This is a genomic window from Pseudomonas sp. yb_9 (genome assembly GCF_043103635.1).
Classification (GTDB): Bacteria; Pseudomonadota; Gammaproteobacteria; order Pseudomonadales; family Pseudomonadaceae; genus Aquipseudomonas; species Aquipseudomonas monteilii.
On sequence record NZ_JBICKA010000079.1, the window covers coordinates 82,816 to 104,442 of the forward strand.

General features: G+C 60.9%; 17 protein-coding genes, 2 tRNA genes and 1 pseudogene. 14 read left to right on the forward strand and 6 right to left on the reverse strand.

All coding sequences use genetic code 11. The annotated features are described in order from the left end of the window. Nucleotides 1-186 precede the first annotated feature (186 nt). Nucleotides 187-273: transfer RNA gene (locus ACF8MI_RS21135), tRNA-Leu, on the reverse strand. Nucleotides 274-360: 87 nt separating this feature from the next. After that, nucleotides 361-447: transfer RNA gene (locus ACF8MI_RS21140), tRNA-Leu, on the reverse strand. A 271-nt stretch (nt 448-718) separates the two neighbouring features. Between ACF8MI_RS21140 and rnr the strand changes: the two genes are divergently transcribed. The 7 genes from rnr (at nt 719) to dnaB (ending at nt 7,914) form a co-directional block, all read left to right on the forward strand. Then, a complete protein-coding gene (rnr, locus tag ACF8MI_RS21145; protein ID WP_200928843.1) occupies nt 719-3,304 on the forward strand; it encodes a ribonuclease R in 2,586 nt (861 codons plus the stop codon). Continuing rightward, nucleotides 3,301-4,047, forward strand: coding sequence for a 23S rRNA (guanosine(2251)-2'-O)-methyltransferase RlmB (gene rlmB, locus ACF8MI_RS21150; protein ID WP_060500394.1), 747 nt, complete (start codon nt 3,301-3,303; stop codon nt 4,045-4,047). Before rnr ends, rlmB begins: the two co-directional genes overlap by 4 nt. Before the next feature lie 307 nt (nt 4,048-4,354). Further along, complete coding sequence (gene rpsF, locus ACF8MI_RS21155; protein WP_003249557.1) at nt 4,355-4,780, forward strand: 30S ribosomal protein S6; 426 nt, start codon at nt 4,355-4,357, stop codon at nt 4,778-4,780. A gap of 28 nt (nt 4,781-4,808) precedes the next feature. Then, nucleotides 4,809-5,039, forward strand: coding sequence for a 30S ribosomal protein S18 (gene rpsR / locus ACF8MI_RS21160; protein ID WP_003249563.1), 231 nt, complete (start codon nt 4,809-4,811; stop codon nt 5,037-5,039). Nucleotides 5,040-5,072: 33 nt separating this feature from the next. After that, complete coding sequence (locus tag ACF8MI_RS21165) at nt 5,073-5,936, forward strand: hypothetical protein (RefSeq protein ID WP_200928842.1); 864 nt, start codon at nt 5,073-5,075, stop codon at nt 5,934-5,936. A gap of 20 nt (nt 5,937-5,956) precedes the next feature. Continuing rightward, a complete protein-coding gene (gene rplI, locus ACF8MI_RS21170) occupies nt 5,957-6,403 on the forward strand; it encodes a 50S ribosomal protein L9 (protein WP_003249568.1) in 447 nt (148 codons plus the stop codon). A gap of 113 nt (nt 6,404-6,516) precedes the next feature. Continuing rightward, nucleotides 6,517-7,914, forward strand: a complete 1,398-nt coding sequence (dnaB, locus tag ACF8MI_RS21175; RefSeq protein WP_060500398.1) for a replicative DNA helicase — start codon at nt 6,517-6,519, stop codon at nt 7,912-7,914. Nucleotides 7,915-8,030: 116 nt separating this feature from the next. Here dnaB and ACF8MI_RS21180 read toward each other — a convergent pair whose 3' ends face one another. Continuing rightward, complete coding sequence (locus tag ACF8MI_RS21180) at nt 8,031-9,698, reverse strand: ABC transporter ATP-binding protein (protein WP_200928841.1); 1,668 nt, start codon at nt 9,696-9,698, stop codon at nt 8,031-8,033. 346 nt (nt 9,699-10,044) lie between these two features. Between ACF8MI_RS21180 and ACF8MI_RS21185 the strand changes: the two genes are divergently transcribed. Next, nucleotides 10,045-12,345 (forward strand): YgiQ family radical SAM protein, encoded by a 2,301-nt coding sequence (locus ACF8MI_RS21185; protein ID WP_025752453.1) that lies wholly within the window; start codon nt 10,045-10,047, stop codon nt 12,343-12,345. A gap of 45 nt (nt 12,346-12,390) precedes the next feature. Here the strand turns inward: ACF8MI_RS21185 and ACF8MI_RS21190 are convergent. Beyond that, nucleotides 12,391-12,978, reverse strand: a pseudogene (locus ACF8MI_RS21190) (TIGR00730 family Rossman fold protein). Between the two features lie 349 nt (nt 12,979-13,327). Between ACF8MI_RS21190 and azu the strand changes: the two are divergent. Continuing rightward, on the forward strand, nt 13,328-13,777 hold the full coding sequence (azu, locus tag ACF8MI_RS21195) for an azurin (RefSeq protein WP_025752457.1): 450 nt from the start codon (nt 13,328-13,330) through the stop codon (nt 13,775-13,777). Nucleotides 13,778-13,892: 115 nt separating this feature from the next. On the opposite strand, the gene nadE is transcribed toward azu, so the two are convergent. Both nadE and pncB read right to left on the reverse strand, forming a co-directional pair. After that, on the reverse strand, nt 13,893-14,720 hold the full coding sequence (gene nadE, locus ACF8MI_RS21200; RefSeq protein WP_200928840.1) for an ammonia-dependent NAD(+) synthetase: 828 nt from the start codon (nt 14,718-14,720) through the stop codon (nt 13,893-13,895). 3 nt (nt 14,721-14,723) lie between these two features. Further along, a complete protein-coding gene (gene pncB, locus ACF8MI_RS21205) occupies nt 14,724-15,929 on the reverse strand; it encodes a nicotinate phosphoribosyltransferase (protein WP_060498568.1) in 1,206 nt (401 codons plus the stop codon). Between the two features lie 448 nt (nt 15,930-16,377). On the opposite strand from pncB, the gene ACF8MI_RS21210 reads away from it, so the two are divergent. The 5 genes from ACF8MI_RS21210 to ACF8MI_RS21230 all read left to right on the forward strand — a co-directional run bounded on the left by ACF8MI_RS21210 (nt 16,378) and on the right by ACF8MI_RS21230 (nt 21,472). Further along, entirely contained in the window at nt 16,378-17,514 is a 1,137-nt protein-coding gene (locus ACF8MI_RS21210; protein WP_060498567.1) for a branched-chain amino acid ABC transporter substrate-binding protein, read from the forward strand. A 154-nt stretch (nt 17,515-17,668) separates the two neighbouring features. Then, nucleotides 17,669-18,583 (forward strand): branched-chain amino acid ABC transporter permease, encoded by a 915-nt coding sequence (locus ACF8MI_RS21215; RefSeq protein WP_014592581.1) that lies wholly within the window; start codon nt 17,669-17,671, stop codon nt 18,581-18,583. A gap of 2 nt (nt 18,584-18,585) precedes the next feature. Next, complete coding sequence (livM, locus tag ACF8MI_RS21220; RefSeq protein WP_060498566.1) at nt 18,586-19,887, forward strand: high-affinity branched-chain amino acid ABC transporter permease LivM; 1,302 nt, start codon at nt 18,586-18,588, stop codon at nt 19,885-19,887. Then, nucleotides 19,884-20,759 carry an ATP-binding cassette domain-containing protein gene (locus ACF8MI_RS21225; protein ID WP_200928839.1) on the forward strand — a complete coding sequence of 292 codons (876 nt, stop codon included), beginning with the start codon at nt 19,884-19,886 and terminating at the stop codon, nt 20,757-20,759. The genes livM and ACF8MI_RS21225 overlap by 4 nt, the downstream gene beginning before the upstream one ends. Beyond that, on the forward strand, nt 20,756-21,472 hold the full coding sequence (locus tag ACF8MI_RS21230) for an ABC transporter ATP-binding protein (protein WP_016712243.1): 717 nt from the start codon (nt 20,756-20,758) through the stop codon (nt 21,470-21,472). The genes ACF8MI_RS21225 and ACF8MI_RS21230 overlap by 4 nt, the downstream gene beginning before the upstream one ends. Nucleotides 21,473-21,627 lie beyond the last annotated feature (155 nt).

Here is a 21,627-nt window from a genome sequence, read left to right on the forward strand (position 1 = left end):
AAACAATGGTAAACGAAATCGTTTCTCAAGTGGCCGGGTGACGAGAAATTCATGGTCAGACCATGGTGCAAGAGGATGATTTAGCCGCGAAGAGGCCGGCAAAGGTTTGTACCTATGACCGAAAGAGGAGGGATGCAAAAACCGCAGGCAAGAAAAAACCCACTAGCAAGCTAGTGGGTTTTTGTATGGTGCCCAGGAGAAGACTCGAACTTCCACGACCGTTAAGTCACTGATACCTGAAACCAGCGCGTCTACCAATTCCGCCACCTGGGCAAAGCTTTACATCATCTGCAGAAGGCGACTATTGTCAGCTTCACACAGTAGTAACAGATCCTTGGTTATCTATTACTTGAAAATATTTGGTGCCCAGGAGAAGACTCGAACTTCCACGGCCGTTAAGCCACTGATACCTGAAACCAGCGCGTCTACCAATTCCGCCACCTGGGCACACATTTGAGGTTACTTGATGCTTTACAGCGTCGTTCATCTCTACTACAACTTCGGGGTTGTCCGTCGTTGTGGTGCGCACTATACGGACGGTCCGGGGGGCTGTAAACCCCCCAAGCGAAAAAAATTTCAAAAAATTCAACTTGTTGATTCCGCAGGCCTATTCCTGTTCGCCGGAAGCGCCGGTGGGGCTGTCCAAGGCTGACATTTCCGGTTTCAATACGCCTATGCCAGAATTCCTATCTATATACCCCAAGGTGAACCCCTTCTGATGGCCGATTGGCAATCCCTCGATCCCGAGGCCGCTCGCGAAGCGGAAAAATACGACAACCCTATCCCCAGCCGTGAGCTGATCCTGCAGCGCCTCGCCGACCGTGGCGAACCGGCCGCGCGTGAGGAGCTGGCGGCCGAGTTCGGTCTGTACGAAGAAGACCAGATCGAAGCCCTGCGCCGCCGCCTGCGTGCCATGGAGCGTGACGGCCAGCTTATCTATACCCGGCGCGGCACTTATGCCCCGGTAGACAAACTGGACCTGATCTGTGGTCGCGTCTCCGGCCACCGCGATGGCTTTGGCTTCCTTATTCCCGATGACGGCAGCGAAGACCTGTTCCTCAGCCCGTCGCAGATGCGCCTGGTGTTTGACGGTGACCGCGGCCTGGCCCGTGTCTCTGGCGTCGACCGCCGTGGCCGCCGCGAAGGTGTGCTGGTCGAGGTCATCTCCCGTGCCCACGAAAGCGTGGTCGGCCGTTACTTCGAAGAAGGCGGCATCGGCTACGTAACCCCGGACAACCCGAAGATCCAGCAGGAAGTGCTGGTGACCGCCGGGCGTAATGGCGGCGCGAAGATCGGCCAGTTCGTCGAGATCAAGATCACCCACTGGCCAACCCCGCGCTTCCAGCCGCAAGGCGACGTGGTCGAGGTCATCGGCAACTACATGGCGCCGGGCATGGAAATCGACGTTGCCTTGCGCAGCTACGATATCCCGCACGTCTGGCCCAAGGACGTGATCAAGGAAGCGCGCAAGTTCCGCTCCGAAGTCGAAGAGAAGGACAAAGAGAAGCGCGTCGACCTGCGCCATCTGCCGTTCGTTACCATCGACGGCGAAGATGCGCGCGACTTCGACGATGCTGTCTATTGCGAACCGCTGGGCAAGCTGCGCCTGTTCTCCGGTGGCTGGCGCCTGTACGTGGCCATTGCCGATGTGTCCAGCTACGTGCGCCTGGGCTCGGCCCTGGACGTCGAAGCCCAGCAGCGCGGCAACTCGGTGTACTTCCCCGAGCGTGTAGTGCCGATGCTGCCTGAAGAGCTTTCCAACGGCCTGTGCTCGCTGAACCCGCACGTCGACCGCCTGGCCATGGTCTGCGAAATGACCATGAACAAAGCCGGCCAGATGGTCGACTACCAGTTCTACGAAGGCGTTATCCACTCCCACGCCCGCCTGACCTACAACAAGGTCAGCAGCATGCTCGAGCACGCCCGCACCCGCGAAGGCAAGGCACTGCGCGAGGAATACAAGGACGTCGTGCCAGACCTGAAGAACCTGTACAACCTGTACAAGGTGCTGGTAGATGCCCGTCACACCCGAGGCGCCATCGACTTCGAAACCCAGGAAACCCGCATCATCTTCGGCGACCAGCGCAAGATCGCGGAAATCCGCCCGACCGTGCGCAACGATGCCCACAAGCTGATCGAGGAATGCATGCTGGCGGCCAACGTGGCCACCGCCGAGTTCCTGCAAAAGCACGGCGTGCCAGCCCTGTACCGCGTGCACGACGGCCCGCCGCCGGAGCGCCTGGAAAAGCTGCGCGCCTTCCTCGGTGAGCTGGGCCTGAGCCTGCACAAAGGCAAGGACCCTTCACCGAAGGATTACCAGGCCCTGCTGGCGAGCATCGCCGGGCGCCCGGACTTCCACCTGATCCAGACCGTGATGCTGCGTTCGCTGAGCCAGGCCGTGTACAGCACCGAGAACAATGGCCACTTCGGCCTGAACTACGAGGCGTACACCCACTTCACCTCGCCGATCCGCCGTTACCCGGACCTGCTGGTGCACCGCGCCATCCGCAGTATCATCCGTTCCAAGGTCGATACCCCGCACGTCAAGCGTGCCGGCGCCATGAGCATTCCCAAGGCGCGTATCTACCCGTACGACGAGAACACCCTGGAGCAACTCGGCGAGCAGTGCTCGATGACCGAGCGCCGGGCCGACGGAGCCACCCGTGACGTGGTGAACTGGCTCAAGTGCGAGTTCATGAAGGATCGCGTGGGCGAGACCTTCCCGGGTGTCATCACTGCCGTGACCGGTTTCGGCCTGTTCGTCGAACTGACCGACATTTACGTAGAGGGCCTAGTGCACGTCAGTGCGCTGCCGGGCGACTACTACCACTTCGACCCTGTGCACCACCGTCTGTCGGGCGAGCGCACCGGGCGCAGCTTCCGCTTGGGCGACACCATCGAAGTCAAGGTCATGCGTGTTGACCTGGACGAGCGCAAGATCGACTTCGAAGTGTCGGAAAAGACCCTCGCCGCACCGATCGGCCGCAAGCAGCGCGGCGCCGCGCCAGCAGCCGACAAGGTTGAGCAGCAGCCGGTGACCGAAGCGAAAGCCACGCCTAAACCGCGTAGCCGCAAGAGCGAAACCGCCGAGGCGTACTTCCCGAAAGACGCCGTGCAGCGTAACGCCGAAGTGCGCAAGAGCCGCGAAATGAAAAAGGCGCTGATGAGCGAGGCACGCAGTGGCGGCCATGCCAGCAGCAAGTCGGACAAAGGTGGCAAGTCCTCCGGTTCCGGCAAGCCAACCAAGCACCGTAAAGGCCCGCCGAAGTCCGGTGCGCCACGCAAGAGCAAGAGCAAGTCATGAGTCAGCTGGAAAAGATCTACGGCGTGCACGCCGTGCAGGCATTGCTGCAGCACCATCCGAAGCGGGTCAAGCAGATCTGGCTGTCGGAAGGGCGCAGCGAGCCACGCCTGGAAACCTTGCTGGCGCTAGCGGCGGAAAACCGCGTGCCGGTCGGCCAGGCCGAGCGCCGTGAGCTGGATGCCTGGGTAGAGGGCGTGCACCAGGGCGTGGTCGCCGAGGTCAGCCCAAGCCAGGTGTGGGGTGAGTTGATGCTCGAAGAGTTGCTTGAGCGCACCGAAACCCCGCCGCTGATCCTGGTGCTGGACGGTGTGACCGATCCGCACAACCTGGGCGCCTGCCTGCGTACGGCCGATGCGGCGGGTGCCACGGCCGTGATCGTGCCCAAGGATAAATCGGCCACGCTAACGCCGGTTGTGCGCAAGGTGGCCTGCGGTGCGGCAGAGGTGATCCCGCTGGTGGCCGTGACCAACCTGGCGCGTACGCTGGAGAAGCTGCAGCAGCGCGGCCTGTGGGTGGTGGGCACTGCCGGCGAGGCCGAGCAGGAGATCTACCAGCAGGACCTGACCGGGCCACTGGTGATGATCATGGGCGCGGAAGGCAAGGGCATGCGTCGGCTGACCCGCGAACATTGCGACTTCCTGGTGAAGTTGCCGATGGGCGGCAGCGTCAGCAGCCTGAACGTTTCGGTGGCGACCGGCGTTTGCCTGTTCGAAGCCGTGCGCCAGCGTCAGGCCAAGCGCTGATCGCGTAAGCCTGTTCCGGCCTCTTCGCGGGCAAGCCCGCTCCCACAGGATCCGCACCTGATTCGAGTGTGGTGCGCGCCTGTGGGAGCGGCCTTGCCCGCGAAGAGGCCGATAGCCTGTGAATATGTTTCTGACTGTTCAAATATTCGCCAATTGCCTTGCTTGTGCGCTACGCCTTCTCTACAATTGCGCCCCTTGCCGAGCTGGCAGGCGCTCATGTGCCTCCCCTCCGTGCAAGACATACAGTGTCATTCACTCCTTGTCTGACCAGATTCACTGGCAGACTACTAACCCGTAAGGAGCATTCATGCGTCATTACGAAATCATCTTCCTGGTTCACCCGGACCAGAGCGAACAAGTCGGCGGCATGGTTGAGCGTTACACCAAGCTGATCGAAGAAGATGGTGGCAAAATCCACCGCCTGGAAGACTGGGGCCGTCGTCAACTGGCCTACGCAATCAACAATGTTCACAAGGCTCACTACGTGATGCTGAACGTTGAGTGCACCGGCAAGGCCCTGGCCGAGCTGGAAGACAACTTCCGCTACAACGATGCCGTTATCCGTAACCTGGTCATCCGTCGCGACGAAGCCGTTACCGGCCAGTCCGAGATGCTGAAGGCTGAAGAGAACCGCAGCGAGCGCCGTGAGCGTCGCGAGCGTCCTGAGCATGCTGACTCCGCCGAAGGCGACGACAGCAATGACAGCGACTCCAGCGATAACGCTGACGAGTAATCCACGGACCTTTAGAGGAGCCTATTAAATGGCACGTTTCTTCCGTCGTCGTAAATTCTGCCGCTTCACTGCTGAAGACGTGAAAGAGATCGACTTCAAAGATCTCAACACCCTGAAAGCTTACGTATCCGAAACCGGCAAGATCGTTCCAAGCCGTATCACCGGTACCAAAGCTCGTTATCAGCGTCAGCTGGCTACCGCTATCAAGCGCGCCCGCTTCCTGGCCCTGCTGCCCTACACCGACAGCCACGGCCGCTGAGACCGGGTCGTCGACAAGCAGTAAGGGATTAGCATGCGAGCGTTAGCAAGTTTCATCATGCGCGGTCGTGTGCAGGCCACCCTGGTGGTGGTCATCAGCGCGGTACTGCCGCTGCTGTTCTGGTTGAGTGCCGCTGCCGGCAGCCTTGTGCTGCTGCGGCGTGGGTTCAAGGATGCTACAACGGTCATCGTCGGCGGCCTGCTGGCCGGGCTGGCCGTGTGGGTCATGGGCGATCCCATCACCTTTCTGGTGATTGCGGGTGCCCTGGCCCTGGCCGCCATGCTGCGTGCCGAGCATCCCTGGAGCCGGGTGTTGCTGGCCAGTGCCGTGTTCGCCGTGGCGTTTAGCCTCGTGCTTGATCTGGCGCTGGCGCAAACCTTCGATGTGCTGGCCAAGGCGTTTGCCGAAGCCATGCCGAAAATCGAGGGGCAACCGGTGCTCTCCGGTGAGCTGATCCGCCCTGTGCTGGTCGCTTCCACAGCAGTGACGGTGCAATTGTTCAGTGTGTTGGCGTTAATGCTGGCGCGCTACTGGCAGGCAGCGTTGTACAACCCTGGGGGCTTCGGTCGCGAGTTTCGCGAACTGAAGTTGCCGAAACAGACCATGGCGGTCTTGGTGGCAGTGATGGTGGTGGCGCCGTTTATCGGCCCGCAGTTCATCATCCTGGCATCGGCTTCCAGCCTGGTTCTGGTGCTGGCCGGCATCGCCTTGATGCACGGGCTGGTGGCACAGGGTCGACTGGCCGGTTTCTGGCTGGTAGGCATGTACGTGACGCTGCCGCTGATCATGCAGCTGATTTATCCGTTGCTGGTGGTTTTGGCCATTGTCGACAGCCTGATTGATTTTCGCGGTCGCAAGCCCCCCAAGGGGAATGACTCCGCGAACGGTGAAGGTTAAAAGTTAAGAGGTTTTACCAAATGGAACTGATCCTGCTGGAAAAAGTCGCTAACCTGGGCAACCTGGGCGACAAAGTAAAAGTTAAGGCTGGTTACGGCCGTAACTTCCTGCTGCCATTCGGCAAGGCCACCGTTGCCAACGCCGCCAACCTGGCTGCGTTCGAAGAGCGTCGCGCCGAGCTGGAAAAAGCAGCCGCTGACAAGAAAGCTTCGGCTGAAAGCCGCGCTGCCCAACTGGCCGAGCTGGAAGTGACCATCACTGCCACCGCTGGCGACGAAGGCAAGCTGTTCGGTTCGATCGGCACCCACGACATCGCTGACGCCCTGACCGCCTCCGGCGTTGAAGTGGCTAAAGCTGAAGTTCGTCTGCCGAACGGCACCATCCGTCAGGTTGGCGAATACGACGTAGCCGTGCACCTGCACAGCGACGTTGAAGCCACCGTACGCGTGGTTGTCGTAGCTGCCTAAGCTGCGCTGACTGGCTGGCTCCTTGCGAGCCAGGCGGTTAACATCGGGCACGGTCCTGTTTTCGACAGGCCGTGCCCTTTGTCTTTTTCATCCTCCAGAATTCTTTCGTGGCCATGAACGAGATCACCAACTCCGAACAGCTAGACCTGCAAACCGCAGCCCTGAAGGTGCCGCCGCATTCCATCGAGGCCGAACAGGCCGTGCTCGGTGGCCTGATGCTGGACAATAACGCCTGGGAGCGAGTGCTGGATCAGGTGTCGGATGGCGACTTCTACCGGCATGACCACCGCCTGATCTTCCGTGCCGTGCACAAGTTGGCCGACGCCAACCAGCCATTCGACGTGGTAACCCTGCACGAGCAGCTGGATAAAGAAGGCCTCTCTTCGCAAATCGGCGGCCTGGCGTACCTGGCCGAGCTGGCCAAGAACACCCCGTCGGTGGCCAACATCAAGGCCTATGCCGCGATCATTCGCGAGCGGGCCACATTGCGCCAACTGATCAGCATCAGTACCGACATCGCCGACAACGCCTTCAACCCGCAGGGGCGTAACGCCGAAGAAATCCTCGACGATGCCGAACGGCAGATCTTCCAGATCGCCGAGGCGCGGCCGAAAACCGGTGGCCCGGTAGGCGTCAACGAGCTGTTGACCATGGCCATCGACCGCATCGATACGCTGTTCAACTCCGACAGCGATATCACTGGCGTGTCCACCGGCTTTACCGACCTGGATGAAAAAACCAGTGGCTTGCAGGCTGCCGACCTGATCATCGTCGCGGGCCGTCCGTCGATGGGTAAGACCACCTTCGCCATGAACCTGGTGGAAAACGCCGTGCTGCGTACCGACAAGGCAGTGCTGGTGTTCTCCCTCGAGATGCCAGGCGAATCGCTGATCATGCGTATGCTTTCGTCGCTGGGCCGTATCGACCAGACCAAGGTGCGTTCCGGTCAGCTGGACGACGATGACTGGCCGCGCCTGACCTCGGCGGTGAACCTGCTCAACGACCGCAAGCTGTTCATCGACGATACCGCTGGCATCAGCCCCTCGGAAATGCGCGCCCGTACCCGTCGGCTGGCCCGTGAGCACGGCGAAATCGCCATGATCATGGTCGACTACCTGCAGTTGATGCAGATTCCGGGGTCGGCTGGCGACAACCGGACAAACGAAATTTCCGAAATCTCCCGCTCGCTCAAGGCCCTGGCCAAGGAATTCAACTGCCCGGTCATCGCCTTGTCGCAGCTGAACCGCTCCCTGGAACAGCGCCCGAACAAACGCCCGGTGAACTCCGACTTGCGTGAATCCGGTGCTATCGAGCAGGACGCCGACGTGATCATGTTCGTGTACCGCGACGAGGTGTACCACCCCGAGACCGAGCACAAGGGCGTGGCGGAAATCATCATCGGTAAGCAGCGTAACGGCCCCATCGGCTTCGTACGCCTGGCGTTCATCGGCAAGTACACCCGCTTCGAGAACCTCGCGCCGGGTATGTACAACTTCGATGATGATGAATAAAGCGCGGTTTAATTAGGCTGCGAATATCTACCGGCTTAACAGGAACTCTGTGGGAGCGGCTTCAGCCGCGAAGAATCCATCGCGGAGGATGGCACCGGCTATGCCAGTGTTCGCGGCTAAAGCCGCTCCCACAGGGTGTGCGGTGCGCCTGCTGGCTCAGCGTTCTGAGCGATCTTCGTTCTTGCTTGACTGACGATGCGCCCCTCGCTCAGGGTGATAACCCGGTCAAACCGCGACAACGCGCTCTGATCATGCGTCACGCAGATCAATCCCTTCCCTTGGAATGTTTCGAATAACAGGTCCCAGGTGCGCTCTGACGATCCGGCATTAAGCCCAGCTGTGGGCTCGTCAAAGAAATTGAATTCGCCGGGCCGGTTAAGCAAGCGTAGCAACGTCAGCCTGCGTGCTTCTCCACCCGAAATGGATTCTGCGCGTGCGTCCAGTTCAAGCTCGTACCAGTCTTTGCTTAGCCCCAGGCACTCAAGCCATCGTTCGATTTGAGCGCGATCATGAGCATGCTCGAACAATACCGCCCGGGGCATCGAACCGGGTATGAAGTGCGCATCCTGAGGGCAGAGTCGTAAACTATTGAACTGCTCACGCCCGTCGAGTGCAGCTAGGCACCTACCGTGCAAGTGAACATGCCTGCGCAACTGGAATACCGTTCCTGCCAGCGCATGCAGAAGTGTGGACTTGCCGCACCCGCTGGGCCCAACCAGCGCAACCCGTTCTCCTGCACGAATTACCAAAGGCTCATCGATCAGCAGTTGCAGCGCGTTTCGGGCGCTGAGTTGGCAGGGGGTAATGCAAAGCCCTGCGTTTTCATCTGAGGGCTCTGCCTTTATGGATTCTGTCGGGCCGAACACCGGAAGTTGCAGCCAGTGTTCGAGCTTGCGTTTGTCGAGCCGGAACTGATCGAGCAATCGCCAGGCTTCCGCCAGTTGTGCAACGCCTGTGAGCAGTCCACTCACCAGCGTGAAGAGCGCAACAAGCTCGCCTAGGCTCAGGTGCGGTGTTGCCTGAGATTGATCATGGATGCCCCACATGAGCAATCCGCCACTGCCCAGGCCAATGAACAACGTACGCAGGCCCTGGAGCCATCCGCCACTGTGGGCAACCCGTACCGCTGAGTCGGCATAGCCCGAGAGTGTCTGGTTGACGGGAATCATTGCTGCATCTTCGGCCCTCTCCAGCTTGACCGTTGATGCGCTGGCGAAGGTATCCACCCATTGTTCCGCCAGTTCGTCTTCTCGTGAGTTGACTGCTTCGATATGTCGCCGACGCCAGCGCACCAGACGATCATTGGCCCACAGATATGCCAGGCTCAAGGGTACGAGGCCGATCAGTACCGAAGTAGCATCCAAGTAGGCGAAGAGCGTAATCAACACTGCAGCTTCTGCCAGTACCGGCCATGCCGAACCAATCAGAAAGCCCAGCCATCGCTCCTGTGCCGTTATCCCTCTATCCAGTACCTTTACCAGCGTTCCGCCATGGAGTTGTCCATAGGCTTCGAAGCGTTTGTCCAGCAATGCTCGACACCAGCGGATAGAGAGTTGTTTCACGCGTTCCTGGCAGAGGCGCGCAAGGCACCAGGCTTGCAAAGGGGTCAGCGAGGCTTGCAGTGCGATCAGACTTGCGAAGGCACCGAGCAGAAACAGGGAAGACGAGGCTGAAGTGGACAGGTTGTCGATGATGTCAGCCAGGATCAGGGCTGGTACGACGGTTGCGATTTTCAGTACCAATGTCGCGCTCAGGGCTGCGAAGATGCCTGGATAGATATGCATATGCCTCGCGCCCGTTATACAGAAAGTGGATGCCGGGCCTGATTGGCTGGAGAGGGCCTGGAACGGAGTGGTGCTGGAGGGTCGTATCTTTCAACAGGTTCGGCTGGTTGTCTGCCTGACAAGAGTTTGGAAATGTATCCGGTAGAGGGAGCGGGCGTGCCCGCAACGAATTCAGCGCCTATGAGATCGATATATGCCCCACCGCAAACCTCAAGCCAGGCACCTGGCAGCCCACATCCAATCATCGCCCACCCCACCAATCCCCACGAAGACAGTCGGATTTGGTCAAAATTTGTGCTATATTCCGCGCCCGCGATTTCCCTGCACACCAGAACCGGTCACTGACATGCAAGCAGCCAAACCACTCTACGACTATCCCAAGTACTGGGCCGAATGCTTCGGGCCAGCACCTTTCCTGCCGATGAGCAGGGAGGAGATGGATCTGCTCGGCTGGGATTCCTGCGACATCATCATCGTGACCGGTGATGCCTACGTCGACCATCCGTCGTTCGGCATGGCCATCATCGGCCGCCTGCTGGAGGCCCAGGGCTTCCGCGTGGGCATCATTGCCCAGCCGAACTGGCAGTCGAAAGACGACTTCATGAAGCTCGGCGAGCCGAACCTGTTCTTCGGTGTGGCCGCCGGCAACATGGACTCGATGATCAACCGCTACACCGCAGACAAGAAGATGCGTTCGGACGATGCCTACACCCCTGGTGGCCTGGCCGGCAGCCGTCCGGACCGCGCCAGCCTGGTGTACAGCCAGCGCTGCAAGGAAGCCTACAAGCATGTGCCGATCGTACTCGGCGGCATCGAGGCGTCGCTGCGCCGCATCGCCCACTACGACTACTGGCAGGACAAGGTCCGCCACTCGATCCTGATCGACGCCAGTGCCGACATCCTGCTGTTCGGCAACGCCGAGCGTGCGGTGGTCGAAGTGGCCCAGCGCCTGTCCAACGGCGAGAAGATCGAGAGCATCACTGACGTGCGCGGCACGGCCTTCGTGCGCCGTGATACCCCGCAAGGCTGGTACGAGATCGACTCGACCCGCATCGACCGCCCTGGTCGCGTGGACAAGATCATCAACCCGTACGTGAACACCCAGGACACCCAGGCCTGCGCGATCGAGCAGGCCAAGGGCGACCAGGAAGACCCGAACGAAGCCAAAGTGGTGCAGATCCTCGACAGCCCGAGCGTGACCCGTGAAAAATCGGTGATCCGCCTGCCGTCGTTCGAAAAGGTGCGTAACGACCCGGTTCTCTACGCCCACGCCAACCGCGTGCTGCACCTGGAGACCAACCCGGGCAACGCCCGCGCCCTCGTGCAGAAGCATGGCGAAGTGGATGTGTGGTTCAACCCGCCGCCCATCCCCATGAGCACCGAAGAAATGGACTACGTGTTTGGCATGCCGTACGCCCGTGTGCCGCACCCGGCCTATGGCAAGGAGCGCATCCCGGCCTACGAGATGATCCGTTTCTCGGTAAACATCATGCGTGGCTGCTTCGGTGGCTGCACCTTCTGCTCGATCACCGAGCACGAAGGCCGCATCATCCAGAACCGCTCGCACGAGTCGATCCTGAACGAGATCGAAGAGATGCGCGACAAGGTGCCGGGCTTCACCGGCGTGGTCTCCGACCTTGGCGGCCCGACCGCCAACATGTACCGCATCGCCTGCAAGAGCCACGACATCGAGAAGCACTGTCGCAAGCCGTCGTGCGTGTTCCCCGGCATCTGCGAAAACCTCAACACCGACCACAGCTCGTTGATCGAGCTGTACCGCAAGGCCCGTGCCTTGCCGGGTGTGAAGAAGATCCTGATCGCCTCGGGCCTGCGTTACGACCTGGCCGTTGAGTCGCCGGAGTACGTGAAGGAGCTGGTCACCCACCATGTGGGCGGTTACCTGAAGATTGCCCCGGAGCACACCGAGCGTGGCCCGCTGGACAAGATGATGAAGCCGGGCATCGGCACCTACGACCGCTTCAAGCGCATGTTCGAGAAGTTCTCGAAAGAGGCGGGCAAGGAACAGTACCTGATTCCGTACTTCATCGCCGCGCACCCGGGCACCACTGACGAAGACATGATGAACCTGGCCCTGTGGCTGAAGGGCAACGGCTTCCGCGCCGACCAGGTACAGGCGTTCTACCCGTCGCCGATGGCTTCGGCCACGGCCATGTACCACTCGGGCAAGAACCCGCTGCGCAAGGTGACCTACAAGAGCGAAGGGGTGGAGATCGTCAAGAGCGACGAGCAGCGCCGCCTGCACAAGGCGTTCTTGCGCTACCACGACCCGAAAGGCTGGCCGATGCTGCGTGAAGCACTGCAGCGTATGGGCCGTGCCGACCTGATTGGCCCGGGCAAGCACCAGCTGATCCCGCTGCACCAGCCGCAGACCGATACCTACCAGAGCGCACGCCGCAAGAACTCGACGCCGGCGGGCAGCCACAAGGTGGGCAAGGATCAGAAGATCCTGACCCAGCACACCGGCCTGCCACCGCGTGCCAGCGATGGCAGCAAGCCGTGGGACAAGCGCGAGAAGGCCAAGGCCGAGGCGTTTGCACGTAACGAGAAGGCGGCCAAAGAGCGCAAGGAAGCGGCCAAGGGTGGCAAGGGCAACAAGAAGCCGCGCCAGCCAGTCATTCCGCGTTAACTGATCGATTTTTGGGGCTGCAAATCGGTCCCAAAAATCTCAGCTTCAATCAGGCTGCTTGTCGACCCACTTTGGCGCCACTGGCGCAACAAAGCTGTCCATCCCGTCCAGCAGCGCATCCGGCTGCTGCGCCAGCAACAACATTGCCCGATGTTGCGGCCGCACAAAGCCTTCTTCGACGATATGGTCGAGGAACCCGCCCAGCTTGTCGTAGAAGCCGTTCACATCGAGCAGCCCCAGCGGCTTGGCGTGATAGCCCAGTTGCCCCTAGGTCCAAACCTCGAACAACTCTTCCAGCGTACCCAGCCCACCCGGCAGGGCGATGAAGGCATCGCTCAGCTCGGCCATGCGTGCCTTGCGTGCGTGCATGCCATCGACCACTTCCAGGCGCGTCAGGCCTTTGTGGCCGACTTCAGCGTCCAGCAGGCTTTGCGGGATGATGCCGACCACTTCGCCACCTGCTGCCATGGCCGCGTCGGCCACCACGCCCATTAGGCCCACGGCGCCGCCGCCATACACCAGGGTCAGGCCACGGCGGGCAATGGCCTGGCCGAGCGCGACGGCAGCTTCACGGTAAGCAGGGTTGGCGCCAATGCTGGCACCACAGAACACACAAACGGAACGTACGGGCATTGCTCATCTCCTGTCACTCAGGTGCACAGGGTACGGCGCATGCCCGTTGCTTCCAAGGCCGCGTTCATTCCGGGCGGGAGAATTCGCAGATGGCGCCGGTAGCCCCGTGGGCATAGGCGGCGAGCAGGCTATTGATGAAGGCAGAGATGGGCATTTGGTATTGCTCCTAAATGAGAGGTTGTCCCATCGTCTAATAAAAGGGCATGATGTGCCCTTAGATTGGTTGTATACAATCCATTGAACAATTCTACTGGCTGGCCTCTTGACACCCCCTTGACCCATATCAGCAAGGGGCTGAACGGTTTCAGGCAGTCTCGCAATTGATAAAACCCTGCCAAGGAGATTCATGATGTTTGCGAAAGCTGTAGCGGTATCCCTGCTGACCCTCGCCAGCGCCTCTGTCTTCGCCGCCGAGTGCTCGGTAACTGTCGACTCGACCGACCAGATGTCCTTCAACACCAAGGAAATCACCGTCGACAAGAGCTGCAAGGAATTCACCGTCAAACTGACCCACTCGGGCAACCTGCCGAAAAACGTGATGGGCCACAACCTGGTGATCAGCAAGACTGCCGACATGCAGGGCATTGCTACCGAAGGCATGAGCCAGGGCCTGGACAAGGACTACATCAAGGCTGACAACGCCGCGATCATCGCTCACACCAAGATGATCGGTGCGCCTGAGAAAGAAACCGAAGTGAAGTTCGACGCTACCAAGCTGGAAGCCGGTGGTGACTACAGCTTCTTCTGCACCTTCCCGGGCCACATCTCGATGATGAAGGGCAAGGTTGTCGTCAAGTAATGACAGCTGAGTAGGCCTATCGGGCCTATTCGCGGGCACGCCCGCTCCCACAGGATCACCACACACTCTGAAGGCTGTGTAGTACCTGTGAGAGCGGGCGTGCCCGCGAAGCTTTTCAAGGGGCGAACGGCAGTTCGCGCTTGTGCTGGGTCTTGCGGTAGGTGGCAACGATGATGTCGAACGCCGCCTGATCAACCGGCTGACCATGCAGGAAGGCATCGATCTGCTGGTAGGTCACGCCATGGGACGCTTCGTCCGGCTTGCCCGGTGCCAGGTCCTCAAGGTCTGCAGTCGGCACCTTCTCCACCAGTGACTCCGGCGCACCAAAGCTGCGCGCAATGGCCCGTACCTGGCTCTTCACCAGCCCGCTCAGCGGCGCCAGGTCGCAGGCACCATCACCAAACTTGGTAAAGAAGCCCATCACCGCCTCGGCGGCGTGGTCGGTACCGATCACCAGGCCCGCACGTGCGCCGGCAATGGTGTACTGGGCGACCATGCGCGTACGCGCCTTGACGTTGCCCACCACGAAGTCCACCAGGGTTGGCGAGCCATTCTTCAGTTCTACAACCTCAGCGGCCAGCGCCCTCACTGCCGGGGCAATGTCGACGGTGTGCACTTCATCGGCCTTGATCACGTCCAGGCAGGCCTGGGCGTCATGCTCGTCATGTTGCACCTGGTACGGCAAGCGCACGGCAATGAAGGTGTAGGCCTTGTCGCCGGTCTCGGCGCGCAGCTCGTTGATGGCGCGCTGGGCGAGCAGGGCGGCGGTCAGCGAGTCGACGCCACCGCTGATGCCCAGCACCAGGGTCTTGAGCCGGGCGTTGGCCAGGCAGTCCTTGATGAACGCCACGCGCCGGGCGACTTCGGCCTCAAGTGCGGCAGTGTCGGCGAACGGCGGCTGTACCTTCAGCGCCTGGGCAATCTCTTGCTGAACCGCTTGCATGGGTTACTCCTTGCTGGGGACTTTGAATACGTGGCGCAGGTAGGCGACGAAGTTCTCGTCGCGGCATTGGGTCTTGGCGGCTTCGTCCGAGATCTTGGCCACTGGCGCGCCGTTGCAGTCGGTCATTTTAAGCACGATGCTCATCGGGGCCACACCCGGGATGTCGCAGGTCAGGTTGGTGCCGATGCCAAAACTGACGTTGATGCGACCGCGCAGGGCACGGAATATTTCCAGCGAACGGGTGAGGTTGAGGCCATCGGAAAACACCAGGGTCTTGGTCATCGGGTCGATACCCAGTTTCTGGTAGTGGGCAATGGCCTTCTCGGCCCAGGCCACCGGTTCACCGGAGTCGTGGCGCAGGCCGTCGAACAGCTTGGCAAAGTACAGGTCGAAATCGCCAAGGAAGGCATCCATGGTGATGCAGTCGGTCAGGGCGATGCCGAGCAGCCCGCGGTATTCGCGCACCCAGCAGTCCAGCGCGGCGATCTGGCTGTCGATCAGGCGCGGGCCGAGTTGCTGGTGGGCCATGATCCATTCATGGGCCATGGTGCCCAGTGGCTTGATATCCAGTTTCCATGCCAGGTCGACGTTGCTGGTGCCGACGAAGCGGCCCGGGAAGTCGTCGCGCAGTACCCGCACCACGTCTTCCTGCACACGGCTGGAAAAGCGCCGCCGGGTGCCGAAGTCGGCTACCTGCAGTTCGGCCAGTTCATCGTCACTGGCATGCGCGCGCAGCCAGTCGAACTTGCGGTACAGCTGGTCGCGGGCCTCCGCCAGGCGCATGCGTGGGTGCAGGTGGCGGTTGCGCACTTCGCTGATGATGGCCAGCAGTGGTACTTCGAACAGGATCACATGCAGCCACGGGCCTTTCAGGCGCAGGAACAGCTGGTCGTTTTCGATGCCGATGCGCACGTAGCGCAGGTTGAAGCGAAACAGCCGCAGAAAACGCAGGAAGTCGGGCTTGAGGAAGCTGATGCGCTCGAGGAAGGCCGGCTGGCCATCATCCAGGGTGAGGTCGCTGAGCAGTTCGAGTTGGTGGCGGATCTCGCCAAGATACGGGCGCAGGTCCTCGCCGTTGCGGCAGCGGAATTCCCATTCGACGTCGGCGTCCGGGTAGTTGTGCAGCACGCCCTGCATCATGGTGAGTTTGTAGAAGTCGGTGTCGAGCAGGTTGTGCACGATGCGCTCGGCGAATGCGCTCTCGCTCATCAAGGGGGGCTCCGGAAGCGGCGAATGGCGGACATTGTGCCAGCCTTTTGGGGCTTGTTGTGTCCGTGTTTGCCCGCGAAGAGGCCGGAACAGCCAAAACAGAGGTGTTTTTCCGTGCACCGGCTAGCCTTCAAACGGTGCCGCCTGTAGCAGTCGCGCACCAGCGGTGTGCACTTCGGTGACGTCCGCTGTTACAGGGCGGTTGCACGTAAACACTTGCCAGGGTTGCAATGATGGCACATGGCGGTTGCTCCTTGTCTGTACGTGTGGTGGCGCCTGCCGCGTGGCAGACGGTTGCACGCTCAATAAAGAAAAGGCCGCCGGTCGCCTGCTGGCGCCCAGCACAGTCTGTTTTCCCGGAAGACAAACCCTATGGCACGGCCCTTGCTCTGAGCACAGGGTTGAGAAGTTGTAGTGCCAACCAAAAAAACTCTAGGAGCACCACCTCATGTCGCAGACGTTTTACAAGAAAGGTTTCCTGGCTCTGGCCGTGGCTACAGCACTGGGTGTTTCTTCGTATGTTCAGGCCGACGTCAAGATCGGTGTAGCGGGCCCGATGACCGGGGCGAACGCAGCGTTTGGCGAGCAGTACATGAAAGGTGCGCAGGCAGCGGCCGACAAGATCAACGCCGCCGGCGGCGTGAATGGCGAAAAAATCGTCCTGGTAAAAGGCGATGACGCCTGCGAGCCCAAGCAGGCCGTAGCCGTGGCCAACCGCCTGGTCGACCAGGACAAGGTGATCGGCGTGGTCGGCCACTTCTGTTCCTCCAACACCATCCCGGCCTCCGAGGTGTATGACGAAGCCGGCGTTATCGCCATCACCCCGGGCTCCACCAACCCGCAGGTGACCGAACGCGGCCTGAGCGCCATGTTCCGCATGTGCGGCCGCGACGACCAGCAGGGCATCGTGGCCGGCGACTACATCGTCGATGTACTCAAGGGCAAGAAAGTCGCGGTGCTGCACGACAAGGACACCTACGGCCAAGGCCTGGCCGATGCCACCAAGGCGCAGCTGGAAAAACGTGGCGTGAAGCCTGTGCTGTACGAAGGCCTGACCCGTGGCGAGAAAGACTTCAGCGCCGTGGTGACCAAGATCCGCTCCACCGGTGCCGACGTGGTCTACTTCGGCGGCCTGCACCCGGAGGCTGGCCCGCTGGTACGCCAGCTGCGTGAGCAGGGCCTGAAGGACGTCAAGTTCATGTCCGATGACGGCATCGTCACCGACGAACTGGTGGCCACCGCTGGCGGTGCGCAATACGTCGATGGCGTGTACATGACCTTCGGCGCCGACCCGCGCCTGCTGCCAGACAGCAAGGCGGTGGTTGAAGAGTTCCGCAAGAACGGCACCGAACCTGAAGGCTACACCCTGTATGCCTACGCCTCCCTGGAAGCCCTGGCCGCCGGTTTCAATGGCGCCAAGTCGAACAAGGGCGAAGACGCCGCCAAGTGGCTCAAGGCCAACCCGGTCAAGACGGTGATGGGCGAGAAGAAGTGGGACAGCAAGGGTGACCTGACCGTGTCCGACTACGTGGTCTACCAGTGGGACAAAGACGGTAAATACCACCAGCTGGAAAAACAAAAATAACAACGGCCCACGGCCCGGGCTGATGCTCGGGCCCAAGCCCCGCGGTACCTGTCTTTATTCGTAGATCTGCACAGTTCTGCGCTGCGAGGGCCCCGCACCGGTGGCCCGCGCCGTGGTCGGCGCTCGTGCAATCTCAATCAGGTGAGATTGCGTTATGGATGGTATTTTCCTGCAGCAACTGGTCAACGGCCTGACCCTCGGGTCGGTCTATGGCCTGATCGCCATCGGCTACACAATGGTCTATGGCATTATCGGCATGATCAACTTCGCGCACGGCGAGGTGTACATGATCTCCGCGTACCTCGCGGCGATCAGCCTGGCATTGCTGGCTTACTTCGGTGTCGAGTCGTTCCCCCTGCTGATGCTGGGCACGCTGTTGTTCACCATCGTCGTTACGGGCGTATACGGCTTCACCATCGAGCGCATCGCTTACAAACCCCTGCGTAACTCTACCCGCCTGGCACCGCTGATCAGCGCCATCGGTATTTCGCTGATCCTGCAAAACTATGCACAGATCAGCCAGGGTGCCCGCCAGCAAGGTGTTCCGACCTTGCTTGAAGGTGCCATGCGTGTCGAAGTCGGCACCGGCTTCGTGCAACTGACCTACACCAAGATCTTCATTCTGGTGGCAGCCTTCGTCGGCATGGGCCTGCTCACCTACGTGATCAAGTACACCAAGCTCGGCCGCATGTGCCGCGCCACCCAGCAAGACCGCAAGATGGCCTCGATCCTGGGCATCAACACCGACCGGGTGATTTCCTATGTGTTCGTTATCGGTGCAGTCATGGCCGCGCTGGCCGGCGTGCTGATCACCATGAACTACGGCACCTTCGACTTCTACGCCGGCTTCATCATCGGCATCAAGGCGTTCACCGCCGCTGTGCTCGGTGGTATCGGCTCGCTGCCTGGCGCCATGCTCGGCGGGATCATCCTGGGTATTTCCGAGTCGCTGTTCTCTGGCCTGATCAACTCCGACTACAAGGACGTGTTCAGCTTCTCGCTGCTGGTGATGATCCTTATCTTCCGCCCACAAGGCCTGCTGGGTCGCCCGCTCGTGGCTAAGGTGTGAACATGTCCGTTGCCAAAACTGCCGCTGTTACCGAAACCAAGGGTTTCGACCTTAAACGCAGCCTGCTGGAGACCATCGTCGCCGGCCTGCTGGCACTCATAGTGTTTGGCCCGGTCGTCGGCGTGGTGCTCGACGGCTACAGCTTCAATGCCGAGCCGCGGCGCGTGGCCTGGCTGGTGGGCGGGGTGATGCTGGGGCGCTTCCTGCTCAGCCTGTACCTGCAGACCGCTGCAGGCACGCGCATGCTCCAGGGCTTTGAAAGCGGTGGCTCGGGCGTGCATGTGAACGCACCGGACTACAAGTCGCGCTTGCGTTACATCATCCCCGCGCTGATCGTGATTGCCATTGTGTTCCCGGTGTTTGCCAACAAGTACCTGCTGACCGTGGTCATCCTCGGCCTGATCTACGTGTTGCTGGGCCTTGGCCTTAACATCGTGGTCGGCCTGGCCGGCCTGCTCGACCTGGGTTATGTGGCGTTCTATGCCATTGGTGCCTACGGGTTGGCGCTGGGTTACCAGTATTTGGGCCTGGGCTTCTGGAGCGTACTGCCGCTGGCGGCCATCGCCGCAGCGCTGGCGGGATGTATTCTCGGTTTCCCGGTGCTAAGGATGCACGGTGACTACCTGGCGATCGTGACCCTGGGCTTTGGCGAAATCATCCGCCTGGTGCTGAACAACTGGCTGTCGTTCACCGGTGGCCCCAACGGCATGCCGGCCCCGCCGCCAACCTTCTTCGGCCTGGAGTTTGGCCGTCGGGCCAAGGACGGCGGCGTACCGATTCACGAGTTCTTCGGCTTCGATTACAACGCCAACCTCAAGTTCGTGTTCATCTACGCGGTGCTGTTCATCGTTGTGCTGGCTGTGCTGTACATCAAGCACCGCCTGACCCGCATGCCGGTCGGCCGGGCGTGGGAAGCGCTGCGCGAAGACGAGATCGCCTGCCGTTCGATGGGCCTGAACCACGTACTGGTCAAGCTCTCGGCCTTTACCCTGGGTGCTTCCACTGCCGGCCTGGCCGGGGTGTTCTTTGCCACTTACCAAGGCTTCGTCAACCCGTCGTCGTTCACCTTCTTCGAGTCGGCGCTGATCCTCGCCATCGTCGTACTGGGTGGCATGGGCTCGACGGTGGGCGTGGTGATCGCAGCGTTCGTGCTGACCGTGGCGCCCGAGTTGCTGCGCAGCTTCTCCGAATACCGGGTACTGCTGTTCGGCGTGCTGATGGTGCTGATGATGATCTGGCGACCGCGTGGGCTGATCCGCATCAGCCGTACCGGTGTGACCCCGCGTAAAGGAGTGGCGCCATGAGCGACGATATCATTCTCTCGGTCGACAACCTGATGATGCAGTTCGGTGGCATCAAGGCGCTCAGCGACGTCAGCCTCAAGGTCAAGCGCAACCAGATCTTCGCCCTGATCGGCCCCAATGGCGCGGGCAAGACCACGGTGTTCAACTGCCTGACCGGCTTCTACAAGGCCAGCGGTGGGCGCATCGAGCTGAACGTGCGTGGCACCCACACCAACGTCATCCAGCTGCTTGGCGAGCGCTTCCAGGCGGCGGACTTCGTGTCGCCGGCGCGCTTTGCCAACCGCCTGTACTACAAAATGTTCGGCGGCACCCACCTGGTCAACCGCGCAGGCCTGGCCCGTACCTTCCAGAACATTCGCCTGTTCAAGGAAATGTCGGTGGTGGAAAACCTGCTGGTGGCCCAGCACATGTGGGTCAACCGCAACCTGCTGGCCGGTGTGCTCAACACCAAGGCCTACCGCAAGGCCGAGAGCGATGCGCTGGACCACGCCTTCTACTGGCTGGAAGTGGTCGACCTGGTGGACTGCGCCAACCGCCTGGCCGGCGAGTTGTCTTACGGCCAGCAGCGCCGCCTGGAAATTGCCCGGGCCATGTGCACGCGGCCAAAGATCATCTGCCTGGACGAACCGGCAGCAGGCCTGAACCCGCAGGAAACCGAAGCTCTCAGCCGCATGATCCGTGTGTTGCGGGACGAGCACGACATCACCGTGGTGCTGATCGAGCACGACATGGGCATGGTCATGAGCATTTCCGACCATATCGTGGTGCTGGACCACGGCAACGTGATTGCCGAAGGCGCCCCGCAAGACATCCGCCACAACCCGACGGTGATCGCCGCCTACCTGGGTGCAGACGAAGAGGAACTGGTATGAGTGCGCCCATTCTCGAACTGAAGGACCTGGACGTGTTTTATGGGCCGATCCAGGCACTGAAAAAGGTGTCGATGCACATCAATGAGGGCGAGACGGTCAGCCTGATTGGTGCCAACGGTGCGGGCAAGTCGACCCTATTGATGTCTATTTTCGGCCAGCCTCGGGCAGCGTCGGGGCACATCGTTTATCGCGGCACCGACATCACCCGCAAGTCGTCGCACTACATCGCCTCCAACGGCATCGCTCAGTCGCCGGAAGGGCGCCGGGTGTTTCCCGACATGACCGTCGAGGAGAACCTGATGATGGGCACCATCCCCATCGGCGACAAGCATGCCGACGAAGACATGCAGCGTATGTACGAGCTGTTCCCGCGCTTGAAGGAGCGGCGTAACCAGCGGGCCATGACCATGTCCGGGGGTGAGCAGCAGATGTTGGCGATTGCCCGGGCGCTGATGAGCCGGCCGAAGTTGCTGCTGCTGGACGAGCCGTCGCTGGGGCTGGCGCCGATTGTGGTCAAGCAGATCTTCTCGACCTTGCGCGAGCTGGCCAAGAGCGGGATGACCATCTTTCTGGTGGAGCAGAACGCCAACCATGCGCTGAAGCTGTCGGACCGGGCGTATGTGATGGTCAACGGGCAGATCCGCATGACCGGGACCGGGCAGGAGTTGCTGGTCAACGAAGAGGTGCGCAACGCCTACCTTGGCGGGCACTGAGTTTCATTCGGGGCCGCTGAGCGGCCCCATTCTCAATGTGGACAACTTGCCGTGGGCCTGTTTCCTCATACCCCGGTTTTCCTTCCCGAGCCCATCTTTCCACAGGCCGGATCTTTTCCACGGATAATGTGGAACCGCCTGTGGAAAACATGGTG

Bases quoted from the DNA above. Each gene is read 5' to 3' on its own strand.
- ACF8MI_RS21185 (WP_025752453.1), top strand. From the start codon at position 10,045: ATGCAAGCAGCCAAACCACTCTACGACTATCCCAAGTACTGGGCCGAA.
- rplI (WP_003249568.1), top strand. From the start codon at position 5,957: ATGGAACTGATCCTGCTGGAAAAAGTCGCTAACCTGGGCAACCTGGGC.
- ACF8MI_RS21225 (WP_200928839.1), top strand. From the start codon at position 19,884: ATGAGCGACGATATCATTCTCTCGGTCGACAACCTGATGATGCAGTTC.
- rpsR (WP_003249563.1), top strand. From the start codon at position 4,809: ATGGCACGTTTCTTCCGTCGTCGTAAATTCTGCCGCTTCACTGCTGAA.
- azu (WP_025752457.1), top strand. From the start codon at position 13,328: ATGTTTGCGAAAGCTGTAGCGGTATCCCTGCTGACCCTCGCCAGCGCC.
- rpsF (WP_003249557.1), top strand. From the start codon at position 4,355: ATGCGTCATTACGAAATCATCTTCCTGGTTCACCCGGACCAGAGCGAA.
- ACF8MI_RS21165 (WP_200928842.1), top strand. From the start codon at position 5,073: ATGCGAGCGTTAGCAAGTTTCATCATGCGCGGTCGTGTGCAGGCCACC.
- nadE (WP_200928840.1), bottom strand. From the start codon at position 14,720: ATGCAAGCGGTTCAGCAAGAGATTGCCCAGGCGCTGAAGGTACAGCCG.
- livM (WP_060498566.1), top strand. From the start codon at position 18,586: ATGTCCGTTGCCAAAACTGCCGCTGTTACCGAAACCAAGGGTTTCGAC.
- rlmB (WP_060500394.1), top strand. From the start codon at position 3,301: ATGAGTCAGCTGGAAAAGATCTACGGCGTGCACGCCGTGCAGGCATTG.
- pncB (WP_060498568.1), bottom strand. From the start codon at position 15,929: ATGAGCGAGAGCGCATTCGCCGAGCGCATCGTGCACAACCTGCTCGAC.
- ACF8MI_RS21210 (WP_060498567.1), top strand. From the start codon at position 16,378: ATGTCGCAGACGTTTTACAAGAAAGGTTTCCTGGCTCTGGCCGTGGCT.
- rnr (WP_200928843.1), top strand. From the start codon at position 719: ATGGCCGATTGGCAATCCCTCGATCCCGAGGCCGCTCGCGAAGCGGAA.
- ACF8MI_RS21215 (WP_014592581.1), top strand. From the start codon at position 17,669: ATGGATGGTATTTTCCTGCAGCAACTGGTCAACGGCCTGACCCTCGGG.
- dnaB (WP_060500398.1), top strand. From the start codon at position 6,517: ATGAACGAGATCACCAACTCCGAACAGCTAGACCTGCAAACCGCAGCC.
- ACF8MI_RS21230 (WP_016712243.1), top strand. From the start codon at position 20,756: ATGAGTGCGCCCATTCTCGAACTGAAGGACCTGGACGTGTTTTATGGG.
- ACF8MI_RS21180 (WP_200928841.1), bottom strand. From the start codon at position 9,698: ATGCATATCTATCCAGGCATCTTCGCAGCCCTGAGCGCGACATTGGTA.